This window comes from Ensifer sp. ENS09 (assembly GCF_014852425.1).
Lineage (GTDB): Bacteria > Pseudomonadota > Alphaproteobacteria > Rhizobiales > Rhizobiaceae > Ensifer.
On record NZ_JACVBP010000003.1, the window covers coordinates 159994 to 172226 of the forward strand.

The window sequence follows — 12233 nt, forward strand, 5'->3', positions numbered from 1 at the left end:
GGATGTCGACGCCTCCTATTGGGGGCACCGAAAGACATGAGCCATCGCGGCTCGCACACCGAGTTCAGGCGTCAGACGCATCTTATGGAGAGCGTTATGTCCGATTGGAACTACGGATACCCGCCTTGTGCCCGAGACCAACGTCCCGGAGGCGACCATGGCCGGCGCTGATTTCGACAACACCTCGCACACAGCCTGGATTTCCCAGGGGTTCGAAAGGCTGGTCGACCGGGTTCGAAAGGCGCCGGCCGCACTCCACTTCGACGTCCTCATCGTCGGCAGTGGCTATGGCGGCGCGATTGCTGCCGCCACTATGGCCGGCCGCACGAAGGGCGGCGCCCCGGTCAAGGTCGGGGTGCTCGAACGTGGCAAGGAGTATCTGCCGGGCTCGTTTCCGACGGGCCTTGCCGAGCTGCCCCGCCATATCCGTCGCGATCGCAACAAGGAGGGGCTGGTCGACGTACGGATCGGCCCGGAGGTCGTCACGGTGGTCGCAAACGGCGTCGGTGGCGGTTCGCTGATCAATGCCGGCGTCATGGAGGTTCCCGACGAGAACGTGTTTCACACGCGCTGGCCCGATGACCTCAAGGACCTGACGACCTGGCGGCAGTATTATGATCGTGCAAGCGAGCTTCTGGGTGGCACCGCAAACGGTGTCCCGAACTCCATCTCGAACCATCCCGACGGCATACCCCAGAAACACAAATCCTTCCGCAACATCGCATCGACGGGTTTCCGCGAGGCGGCGATTACGGTCGCCATGACCGACACGGTAAGCTCGGGAAATGTCCAGCTTAACAAATGCGTGCGCTGCGGCGACTGTGCGACAGGCTGCAATTTCGGCGCAAAGAACTCGCTCGACGTCAACCTGCTCGTGACGGCGCTGCGCAACGAGGCGGAAATCTTCAGCGGCGCGACCGTGCTCAGCGTCAAGCCGGACGGCGGCAACTGGATCGTCGATTGCGTCTATACCGACGCGGCCCTTCGCGGACGCGACCGCGAGGTGCTGCAGGTGCGCGCAGGCAAGGTCGTGCTGGCGGCGGGCACGCTCGGCTCGTTCGAAATTCTGAAGCGCTCACAGGCCAAGGGCCTTAGCCTCTCCGTGCATTTCGGCAATCACTGCTCGACCAATGGCGACATGCTGGTGACCGATTATGCCACATCAAATCCAGTCAATACCGTCTCGGACGAGGCCGTGCAGCCCTCCAGGCGCGCGATCGGTCCCACCATCACCGGCGTGCTCGATCTTCGAAAGACGGCCGGCGTCCTGATCGAGGAACTCTCTGTTCCAGCCGGCCTGCGCCTTGCCTTTACCGAGATCTTTGCGACGCTCAACACGCTTCACGGCCTCGACCGGATCGACTGGTCGACGCATACGCGGGGCTTCCCGGACGATGACGCCTATGTGGCGCCGACCGGCAGGATAGAACATTCCGCTGTCTATGCCGTCATGGCCGATGACGGTGCCGCCGGGCGTATGGAACTGGATGGTTCGGCTTCCGACGACAACGACGGCACCGCGCGGATGCGCTGGGACGACCTGCCGTCCCTGCCGGTCTTCGACACCGAGGTCGAGGCGCTGGCGCGGCTGGCGAAGAATACGGGCGGTCGCATTATCGCCAATCCCGTCTGGAAGCTACTTCCAGCCAGCCTGAACTGGCTGCTACAGAACAAGCGCGGTCCGCTTACGACCGTGCACCCGCTCGGCGGCTGCGTAATGGGCAACACCGGTGCGACGGGCGTCGTCGACCATCTGGGGCGCGTCTTCAAATCGGAGTTCCCGAACGACTTCCACAATGGTCTTGTGATTCTCGACGGCTCGATCATTCCGACGGCGCTTGGCACCAATCCGGCGCTCACCATTGCGGCAGTGGCCCTGCGCGCCTCGGAGACGCTCGCAGCAGCCTGGGGTTATGTCGCCCCGGCTCCTGCTGCGCCCGGCCTTGCTTTGGTTCGCCCGGTGTTTCGTGAAACCGATGCCGCCGCATCTGCCCCTGATGCCGATGCCGAGATCATCGAGCGCCTTGCCGGCCGGGTCAGGTTTTCGGCGGCCGGGACAGCCGTTGAAACTCGAGTTGTCGAGCTCACGCTGCGTTTCAAACCGAAGGCGCTGGCCGATCTCGCGCCAAGCAATGGTGGCGATGGAACGCTTGAGGTCGCGACCGATGCCACAGCGCCGCTGGCCCGGAGCATGGTCCGCATCTTTCCTGCGGATCAGTGGGACAATCTCCATCAGACATGGGCGCCTGCCGGCCTGAAGGAGCAGAAGCTCGAGGCGATCGCCACCTTTACCGCGCCCCTGACCGGCAGCCTGCGGGTCCTCGAACGCCAGTCGACGTGGGTCGGCGGCAGGATCTGGCGTGCCGGCAAGGCCTGGGTCCTCAATCGCGGCCTGCGCGACAGCTATCAGGCGATCGTCGATGGCGATGGTGGGCCCGGCTTCCTTGAGCGCGTCCGCTCGGGTCTTGCCATCGCCAGCCGGTCCGGCGAAGTCCGCGCCTTTGTCTATGATCTGAAGATCGGCACGCCGGACCCGATCACCGGCGGCATCTCCCTTGTGGGCGACCGGATCGTCGGCACCAAGCGCTTCACCTATGATCGGCGCTCCAATCCCTGGCGTCAGCTCATGGAGGTCGCGCTGGAGCAATTTCCGGGGTTGGAGGCCGCGTCCGGCGGCCGCGTGCTGACGCTCGACCTCGACTATCTCGCCCGCATCGGCGTGCCGCTCGTGCGCATCACGGAACAGCGCGACGGCGTCGCCGCGATCGGAGCGCTTCTGACTTTCCTCGGGTATTTTCTCCGGCTGCTTTTGGGCATGCATATCTGGAGTTTCCGTGCACCCGACAAGGACAAGGACCCGGCGAACGACGTGGTGGATTTCCGCCCGCCGGCGCAGTTGAAGATCAAGGGAGGCGGCACGGTCGCAGCGCAGCGACAGACGCTCGTCGTCGGAACGACCAAGCCTCAACTCGGCGGCCCGCCGGTTCTCGGGAAAGTCCTGCTGACCCGCTATCCCCATCCCGGCACGACGAAGCGGCCGCTGGTGATGATCCACGGATACAGCGCCGGCGGGACAACCTTTGCCCACCACGCCGTCAATCCCAACTTCGCGAGCCATTTCTGGAAGACGGGGCGCGAGGTCTGGATCGCCGACCTCAGGACCAGCCCGGCGCACCCGACCGCAAGTGCTGCCTGGAGCTTCGACGAAATTGGCAAGGAAGACGTGCCCTTGGTCCTGCGGACGATCGCCACACAGACCGGCGCGCCGAAGCTCGACGTCATCGCCCATTGCATGGGCACGATGGTTTTCAGCATCGCCACGCTGGAGGGCAAGATTACCGATCTCGTCGATCGGGTGGCCTTCACACAGGTCGGTCCGCTGGTGGTCTTTACGCCCGCCAACATCTTCCGCGCCTATGCGGTGCGCTACCTTCTCGGCTTCCTGCCTGACAGCTATAGCTTCAATCCGGATAAACCGACGCTCGCCGACGACCTTTGGGACCGCGTGCTGTCAACGCTTCCTTACCCGGTCGAGGAATTCGACGTGGAAAACCCGGTCTGGCCCTGGAAGCGGACGCCGTGGACAAGGACCCGGCACCGGATGGACGCGCTCTATGGACGCGACTTCAACGTCGCCAACATGGAGCCGGAGATGCTGCGCTTCATCAACGAGCATTTCGGCGCGCTCAGCCTCAATACGGTTTCCACGACAGTGCATTTCGTGCGCAACGCCATGCTCACCGACTACAGGGGGCAAAACCGGCTGGTGTCGCGGGAACTCCTGCGGGATAATTGGAAATTCCCCACCTTCAGCGTCCACGGATCGGGCAACGGTCTGACGGATCCCGCGACCGTCGACCGCATGCGCCGCGTCTTCGACGATGCGGGGCGTGTCTACCTGGAACCCTATCTCAACCCGGGTGCCGGCCACCAGGACGCGCTTATCGGAACGACGCGATACGCGACCTTGCAGAAGATCGAAGCATTTCTCGACAAGAACATAACGCAGCAGCCGGTCGCCGCGGCCACCACGATGACGGCCTACCCGCCCTGGATCGGGCCGATCATCACTGAGGAATTCGGAGATCTTGTCATTCGCGTCGGCTCGCTGCCGGCGCTCCGCCAGACCGAGGGCGTGATCATGCTGCGTGTTCAGGTAAGTGGCGACGATATTCTTCGTCCCGATGGCCTGCCCTGGGATCTGCCTTATGCCCTCAGCCACATGATGGTCTATTGGTCGCCCGAGTTGCGCGACAATCGCTGGGACGCGTTCCAGGCTCCCCTCCCGACGTCAATGCCGGGGTATGATCCGAACTATCCGGGAAACGCGTTGCTCGTCCTGCTCGCCTACGCGGAGGAAGATACTCTGGCGCCTCCCGGGGCGGTAAAAGCCCAATACTATGCACTAGCCAAGGACGGTATCGTCTACCGAGCAGCCCTTCGGCATTCGAACGCGAACCCGGAAGAGAAGCTGCAAGATTTGCGCTACGAGCGCTTCGAACAGATATCGAGCGCAATATCGGATGCGATGAAGGCGCCGTTGCCCGACATCAATCCGGGCAAGGTGACAAAATTCTCGCCGAACCGCCTTGTCTACAAGGGCATGACACCGACGACGAATTTGACGGTTGACGCGGTTCCGCAGTCAACGGCGTCTGCCAGTACGTCGATGACGCTCAACTTCCTGATGGGCGATGCGGCGCTGGAAAACCTGATCGAGCAGGATCGGGGGCTGATGGACGGCGTGATCCCTTATGATTCTCCGCTCGTTCCTGCGGCGCTCCCTTCGCCCGCCGGTACCAGCTTCATTCTGGGCTCGTGCCAGTACCCGGCCGGTTTCATCGACGGCAAGGTTGCCTATCGCTCCTACGGGCGCGTTGCCGACAGGATCGGGGCAGGGGCGGGGATCCAGCCGAAGTTTGCTCTCTTCGTCGGCGATCAGGTCTATGTCGATCCGACCGCCGGGCTCTATGATCCGGCGACAAACGACGACCGATATCGGCTGCCTTACGAGGCGTGGCTGCGCGAACGCAACGTGCGCGAGGTGTTGCGCCGCATTCCGTCGTTCATGCTTCTGGACGACCACGAGATTGACGACAATTGGGAGCCGCTCGCGTCTCCGAAAGATATCGATTCGAATGCAACGCTGAAGAAGGATGGTTTTGCGGCTTTCGAGAAGTACCAGCGTGGACTGGACACCAAGCTGAACGTTCAGCACAACACCTTCGACTACGACGGCTTTCACTTTTTCCTGCTCGACACCCGGACAGAAAGAACGCACCGCAAGGTCGGCGCCGGGCTTGCCAACGCGACCCTGTTCGACCCGGGGCTGGCCGTCGGCCAGACGATGGGCAAGCTTGTGGCGTGGCTTGCGGCCGCAGGCCCGAAATTCATCGCGTCGCCATCGATGTTCCTGCCGCGTCATCGCCGTGCGGTTCAACGGGACACAAGTCTCAGTCCGGACAATCTGAGCGCGCTGCGCTCCGACGGCTGGGACGGGTATCCAAACAGCCTGCGCGACGTGCTTGGGGTTATCGCCGCCGGAAAGATCAAGCATGTCGTGTTGCTCTCCGGTGATGAGCATCGGGGCTGCATCGCAACCGCGAAGCTGACGGAAATGGACGGGACACCGATCACGACCGTTCATTCGATCCATACGGCGGCGATGTATGCGCCCTATCCCTTTGCAAACGGCATCGACGAGGACATCGTCGAACAGGAGACCTTCGAGTTCGACTACAACGCCACGCGCTATCGTTGCATCGTCAATGCGACGAGGCCCGATCCCGGCGATGGGGCGACGTTCCTGCGCGTCCGGCAGGAGGGCGCCGATTGGAAGCTCGACTGCGAATATGCGGGGACTGTGCAGACGCTCACGCTCTGATCGCATCTCCAGGTGCAAAGGTGTGCGATCGGCACCTTCAGAGCGCCTTTTCGCGGGCGCCGTGTGCTTGCGTGCTTCAGGCTTGAATCCTTAAACGAAAGCTCGACCCGGCACGTTCACGAGGACGTGTCCGTGCGGTCACTTCATGCGGCCTTGTCGCCCGATGCCGTCGCTTGACAGTCGGTTCAAAATAAACTTAACATGTTAATGGATTGAGGCTTTCCGATGAGGAGCAAAGGGAAGTTTCAAGCGACCGGGGAGATCTGCCCGCCGGATAACCTTCATGTGACGTGAAGGATCAGGCGCGGGCATGCGATGTTCGCCGCGCGTGAATATGGGGTCGACAGGGAGGAACCTATGAAACTGAGCAGACGGAATATGATGAAGACCGGCGGTGCCTTGCTTGCCGCGCCCTTCGTTCTGAAAATGGGTGTGGCGGGCGCCCAGGAAACTATCACGCTGAAACTGCACCATTTCCTGCCGCCGGCATCCAACGTTCATCAGCGGCTGTTGACGCCGTGGGCGAAATCGCTGGCAGACCAAAGCGGTGGCGCGCTGAAGGTCGACATCTTCCCGGCCATGCAGCTCGGCGGAAAGCCGCCGCAGCTCTACGATCAGGCGTCGAACGGCGTCGTCGACATCGTCTGGACCTTGCCCGGCAACACGCCTGGACGCTTCCCATCCACCGAAGTGTTCGAACTACCGTTCGTCGCCGCCAAGGAGGCGACCGTCAACGCACAGGCCTGCCAGGAATATGGCCAGACGCATGTGCTGAAGGAAACCGGCGACACCCAGCTCCTGTGCTTTTGGGCGCACGACCAAGGCCTGATCCACACCAACAAGGAAGTGACGTCCAGTGCGGACCTCGCCGGGCTCAAGCTTCGCAATCCCACACGCCTTGCCGGTGAGGCACTGGCGGCACTGGGTGCGACGCCGGTCGGAATGCCCATTCCGCAGGTGCCGGAAGCACTGGCGCAGCGGGCTATCGACGGTTGCGTACTCCCGTGGGAAGTGGTGCCTTCGATCAAGGTGAACGAGCTTACCAAGTTCCACACCGAGATCCCGGGCTCGCCGACGCTCTATACCGCGACCTTCTTCCTGGCGATGAACAAGAGCAAGTACGAGGCATTGCCGGCCGACCTCAAGGCCGTGCTGGACGCCAACAGCGGCATGGCCTTCGCCAAGAAGGCCGGCGAGATGTGGGACAGTGTCGGCGCAGAAGTGCGCGCCGCGATCGAGGCATCCGGAGAAGGCACAATCAGCACGATCAGCGAGGACGAAAAAGCGAAGTGGGTGGAGGCGACCAGGCCCGTCCACGACAAGTGGATCGAGGACATGAAGGCCAAGGACCTCGACGGCAAGGCGCTGATCGCCGCAGCGCAAGCGCTCGTCCAGAAATATTCGGGCGCCTGAGCGCACTGCCGTGAACGTGGCGCCTGAACGCGCCGCTGCATGAACCAACAGCTCGGGGCCTCAACAATGGAAGACGTAGGATACGAGGATGCGGTGAGGGTGCCGCGACGCAGGGAAGTCGAACGCCTCGCGGCCGGTTTGGCACTCATCGGCGGCACGCTTCTTTGCCTTGCGGCGGGACTGGTCACCGTCAGCGTGCTGGGCCGCTGGCTGTTCAATCGGCCGGTGCCGGCCGATTACGAACTGGTGGAGGTGGCGGTCGGTGTCGCCGCCTTCTCCTTTCTCGCATACACGCAGGCCCGCAATGGCCATATTGCTGTCGATACCTTCACGATGGCTCTTCCTGCACGCGTCACCCGGGTCATCGACGGCCTGTGGGACCTGCTTTTGGCCGGCTGCCTGGCGTTTTTTGCCTGGGGGCTGTTTACCGGTGGCCTGGAGGCGAGGGGATACGGGACGACCCTCATCCAGCTGCCCTGGCCGATCTGGCCGGTCTATCTGACCTGTGCCGCGCTCGCGGCGCTCGCGGCCGTCATCGGACTTTCCGTTTCCCTCTTGAAAATTGGAGGCGGCCGATGAGCGGTTTTGCCATTGCCTTCGTCGGCTTTGCGGCCATGCTGCTCTTGATCGCCATCCGGATGCCGATCTCTCTTGCCATGCTTGCGGTCGGTGCTGCCGGCTATGCCTATCTCTCCGGCCCGCATGCGCTGGTCTACTATCTGCAGACCAACACCTATAGCCAGTTTGCCAGCTACACGCTTTCGGTCATCCCGCTCTTCATCCTGATGGGCGCGCTCGCCGAGCAGTCGGGCATTGCCGCAACGCTGTTTCGCGTCGCCGAGCGGGGCTTCGGACGCTTCAAGGGCGGAATGCCGATGGCCGTCATCGCCGCCTGCACCGGGTTCGGCGCGATCTGCGGCTCGTCGGTCGCAACCACGGCGACCTTCGGACGCGCGGCGCTGCCGGAACTGCGCCGAGCCCGGGTCGACGTCGGGCTTGGCACCGGGACGATTGCCGCCGGCGGCACCCTCGGCATCCTCATTCCGCCATCCGTGATCCTGGTGGTCTATGCGATCACCGCCGAGCAGAACATCGCCAAGCTGTTTCAGGCAGCCCTGGTGCCGGGGCTATTGGCGGCCGCCTTCTACCTGATCGCGATTGCGATCGTCGTGCGGCGCAGGCCCGATCTCGCGCCGCCGGTGACGGCGACCGAGACGGTTCGAACGCCTCGTCCGTTCTGGGCGAGGCCGCTGGGTCTGATCATCCTGGCCGGTGGTGTCATCGGTTGGTTGCTCGGCTCGCTCGGGACGGTCGGCGGGATCCTGTTGGCGATATTCGGCCTGCTGCTGCTGGCTGCGGACTTTGCGATCGTGCCGGCGGCGGTCGTCGCCGTCACGGTGGTCGGCGGCATCTATGGCGAGGTGTTCACGCCGACGGAAGGTGCCGCGGTGGGGGCTGCCGTAACGCTGCTGGTCGGCCTGCTGCAAAGGACCTTGAGCCTCGGCGCCCTGAAAAACGCTCTGCTGCAGACGGCCGAAACCAGCGGAATGATCTTCCTGATCCTGCTCGGCGCGGAAGTCTTCGGCGCGTTTCTGGCGCTGACGCAGATGCCGGCGACGCTTGCCGCAATGGTCGGACAGTCGGGCCTGCCGCCCTATGTCGTCATTTGCGGCATGCTCGTCACCTATCTCGTGCTTGGCGCCGTCATGGACGAATTGGCGATGATCCTGCTGACGCTGCCGGTCTTCATTCCGATCATCCTGACACTGGATCTGGGCATGCCGACCGAGGATGTCGCCATCTGGTTCGGCATTCTCGTCCTCATCGTCGTCGGCATCGGTCTTTCCGCCCCGCCGATCGGCCTCAACGTCTTCATCATCAACAAGCTGGCGACGGATGTCCCGATCGTGCAGACCTACCGAGGCGTCATGCCCTTCGTCATTGCCGACCTCATCCGATTGGCGATCATCACGCTGTCGCCCGGTGTTGCTTTGGCACTGGTCCGGCTGTTGAATTGAGAAGAAGCAGACGAGGCGCACCCTCCGCCTCGGGGCGGCGCGCTTACAGATCCTTCCAGCTGTGGAACATGGCGGCCTGGCCGGCATGTTCGCCGTTGGCGCGCACCAACTGCCAGACGATGGCGTTCTCGATCCAGAAGCGGCGTCCGGATTTCGCGATCCGAAGGCCGCGATAGTTGTCGATGAAGCCCTTGGTGGAGACGCTGTCTAAAAGACGCTGCCGTTCCTCGCGGTTCGGCGCCTCGGCCGAGAGGCGCGACGGCATGCCGATGAACTCCTGCCAGGTGTAGCCGAAGCAGGCCTGCGCGGTTTTGTTGGCGTAGAAGAAACGCGGGTCCTCCGATCGGTCGTGCGCCAAAAGCGCAAAGGGTGCGCTCTCGTAAAGCCAACGGCCGTCGAACGGATGGTCGACCAGCGCCTTGCCGGTCACCTGGCGGAAGCTTGCAACGATCAGGGCGAAGGCGTCATCGGCATCATAGTCGGTTGTCATCGCCCTTCGTCTCCATGACCCGGGGGTGGCGTCAGGCATTCAGGGACGGAATGAACTTCCCGTCATAACGCACCCGGAAATTCCGGCGTTGCGCATCTTCCTGGAAACAGACGAACACCAGTTCGAGGTCATTCGCGCTGCTGCGCCTTCCAAGCAGGCTGAGGGTGATCACGACCACGCCGCCATAAGTGCGGGTCAGCGCGATCGCTGCCCTTCGAATTTCGTTGGTGCCAGCGTCGTCCCGCTCTTCGCGGCGCTCATAGACCTGCCAGAAGGGCGAAGCTTCCCAGGCCGCGCGCAGCGCCTCGGTGATCTGGTCCTTGAACTCCTCGACGGATCTGCCCTTGCTCCACGAGACGGTCTTTTCGGTGTAGTCGGCAAAAATGTCGAGATAGCCGTCATAGTCGTTCGCATCGGAGAAACACCGCTCGATCATCCCGAGCGCCGTTTCATCGGAAATTCCTGCCTTGAAGTATATCGTCATCGAATCGCCAACCCTGCCTTGAACGCCTATCTAGTCAAAGCGCCAGGGATGTATCTAGTCCCCAGAATGCCAGATCGGTGGCGCCGGAATGACTTTCCGTCGCGAGCGCGAGCTTGAGAAGGACCACAAAGCCGTCATCCTTGCCAAATTTTGCCATGGTCGCTAATCTTCCCCCATGAGCACGATGAACATATCCCTTCCGCACCATCTGAAAAGCTTCGTCGATGAGCAGGTCGCCGGGCGAGGCTATGGGACGAGCAGCGAGTATATCCGGGAGTTGATCCGCCGGGATCAGGATCGGCTCAATCTGCGCCGGCTGTTGCTCGACGGCGCCGCTTCCGCGCAGGCCGAGCCTGCCGACGCCGACTATTTTGCCGGCTTGCGTGACCGGGTGGGCGGCCGACGGCCGAAGTGAGCGGCAAGCCGATCATTCCACGCGAACTGGCCCGCAACGATGTCGACGCGGCCATCGATTTTTACGCAACCGAGGCGGGGCCGGACGTCGCTCTCGGATTTATCGACGCGCTTCAGGCCGCGTACGACCTGATCGGCACCCATCCGGAGGCCGGATCGTTGCGATATGCCTACGAATTGACACTCCCCGATCTGCGCAGCATCGGGTTGAGGACATATCCCTACATCGTCTTTTACCGTCCGCAGGCCGACCATATCGACGTGTGGCGCGTTCTGCATGCCAAACGGGATATCCCGCAATGGATGCAAGGCCCCGACGGGTCCTGATACGTCAGTCGCCGACTATAAGCTATTGGTTGCCTTTGGAAAGCTGAGGCAAAAACTCCGCTAAACTGAGCGGAAACGAGACGAAATTTCTAAGGCTTGGCACAACCAGGGTCCGCGTTCCCTCGCGCTCCCACACGCCTGCCGATAGGTTCTGGGGCAGCATCAACACCGGAGAACCGCATGAAACGCCTCCTCATTCTCGGCGCCACCCTTGTCGCGCATTTTGTGACCCCTGCGCTGGCACAGGAGCCGACGAAGCTTCTCAACGCCTCCTACGACGTTTCGCGCGAACTCTTCGTGGCCGAGAACGAGGCCTTCATCAAGCAGCATCCGGGCGTGACGATCGACCAGTCGCATGCCGGCACGTCGAAGCAGGCCCGCTCGATCCTCGAAGGCCTGGAAGCCGACGTCGTCACCTTCAACCAGACCACCGATATCGAATTCCTGGCCAAGAACGGCTTTGTCTCCAAGGACTGGGCGAAGGCGTTCCCGAATAATGCCTCGCCGTTCTATTCCTTCCCGTCTTTCCTGGTGCGCAAGGGCAACCCGAAGAACATCAAGGACTGGTCCGACCTGGCCCGTGACGACGTTCACGCGGTCTTCCCCAATCCGAAGACCTCGGGCAATGCGCGCTACACCTATCTGGCGGCCTATGCCTGGGCCAAGGAGGCCTATGAGGGCGACGAGGCGAAGATCGAGGCCTACATCACCAAGATCTTCGACAACGTTCCGGTGTTCGACACCGGCGGCCGCGCCTCGACCACGACCTTCGTCGAGCGCGAAACCGGCGACGTCCTGATCACCTTCGAGGCCGAGACCCGCAGCATCGCCAAGCAGTATGGCGCCGACAAGGTCGAAGCCGTCATCCCGTCGGTCAGCCTGCTCGCGGAATTCCCGGTCGCGGTCGTCGACAAGGTTGCCGAGAAACACGGCACGCAGGCGCTCGCCAAGACCTATCTCGACTTCCTCTATACCGAGGAAGGCCAGCGCATCGCCGCCGAATTCGGCCATCGCGTCCGCAACGAGAAGGTTGCCGGCGAATTCAAGGCGCAGTTCCCGGATATTCGCCTCGTCAATGTCGACGACGTCTTTGGCGGATGGAGCAAGATCCAGTCCGAGCACTTCGCGTCCGACGGCATCCTGGACAAGCTCTACGGCAGCCGCTGATCGCTCTTTGACCTCGCAATCAATCAGCCCGGCAGA

General features: G+C 62.6%; 10 protein-coding genes. 7 read left to right on the plus strand and 3 right to left on the minus strand.

What is annotated here, in order from left to right:
• Positions 1-127 precede the first annotated feature (127 nt).
• The 4 genes from IB267_RS15745 (at position 128) to IB267_RS15760 (ending at position 9315) form a co-directional block, all read left to right on the plus strand.
• Complete coding sequence (locus IB267_RS15745; protein ID WP_192448451.1) at positions 128-5884, plus strand: alpha/beta fold hydrolase; 5757 nt, start codon at positions 128-130, stop codon at positions 5882-5884.
• 357 nt (positions 5885-6241) lie between these two features.
• Positions 6242-7297: a TRAP transporter substrate-binding protein gene (locus IB267_RS15750; protein ID WP_192448452.1), complete on the plus strand. Its 1056-nt coding sequence runs from the start codon at positions 6242-6244 to the stop codon at positions 7295-7297.
• A gap of 39 nt (positions 7298-7336) precedes the next feature.
• Complete coding sequence (locus IB267_RS15755; RefSeq protein WP_192448453.1) at positions 7337-7876, plus strand: TRAP transporter small permease; 540 nt, start codon at positions 7337-7339, stop codon at positions 7874-7876.
• Positions 7873-9315, plus strand: a complete 1443-nt coding sequence (locus IB267_RS15760; protein ID WP_192448454.1) for a TRAP transporter large permease — start codon at positions 7873-7875, stop codon at positions 9313-9315. Before IB267_RS15755 ends, IB267_RS15760 begins: the two co-directional genes overlap by 4 nt.
• 43 nt (positions 9316-9358) lie before the next feature.
• On the opposite strand, the gene IB267_RS15765 is transcribed toward IB267_RS15760, so the two are convergent.
• The 3 genes from IB267_RS15765 to IB267_RS33700 are packed head-to-tail and all read right to left on the minus strand — an operon-like array spanning position 9359 to position 10446.
• Positions 9359-9805 carry an MEKHLA domain-containing protein gene (locus IB267_RS15765; protein ID WP_043612039.1) on the minus strand — a complete coding sequence of 149 codons (447 nt, stop codon included), beginning with the start codon at positions 9803-9805 and terminating at the stop codon, positions 9359-9361.
• 31 nt (positions 9806-9836) lie between these two features.
• Positions 9837-10289 (minus strand): hypothetical protein, encoded by a 453-nt coding sequence (locus IB267_RS15770; RefSeq protein WP_043612036.1) that lies wholly within the window; start codon positions 10287-10289, stop codon positions 9837-9839.
• A gap of 34 nt (positions 10290-10323) precedes the next feature.
• A complete protein-coding gene (locus IB267_RS33700; RefSeq protein WP_256436944.1) occupies positions 10324-10446 on the minus strand; it encodes a hypothetical protein in 123 nt (40 codons plus the stop codon).
• Between the two features lie 18 nt (positions 10447-10464).
• Between IB267_RS33700 and IB267_RS15775 the strand changes: the two genes are divergently transcribed.
• From IB267_RS15775 to cysP, 3 genes are all read left to right on the plus strand, one after another.
• Complete coding sequence (locus IB267_RS15775) at positions 10465-10704, plus strand: type II toxin-antitoxin system ParD family antitoxin (RefSeq protein ID WP_192448455.1); 240 nt, start codon at positions 10465-10467, stop codon at positions 10702-10704.
• Positions 10701-11030 (plus strand): type II toxin-antitoxin system RelE/ParE family toxin, encoded by a 330-nt coding sequence (locus IB267_RS15780; RefSeq protein ID WP_192448456.1) that lies wholly within the window; start codon positions 10701-10703, stop codon positions 11028-11030. The genes IB267_RS15775 and IB267_RS15780 overlap by 4 nt, the downstream gene beginning before the upstream one ends.
• A gap of 180 nt (positions 11031-11210) precedes the next feature.
• On the plus strand, positions 11211-12197 hold the full coding sequence (cysP, locus tag IB267_RS15785) for a thiosulfate ABC transporter substrate-binding protein CysP (RefSeq protein ID WP_192448457.1): 987 nt from the start codon (positions 11211-11213) through the stop codon (positions 12195-12197).
• Positions 12198-12233: the final 36 nt, after the last annotated feature.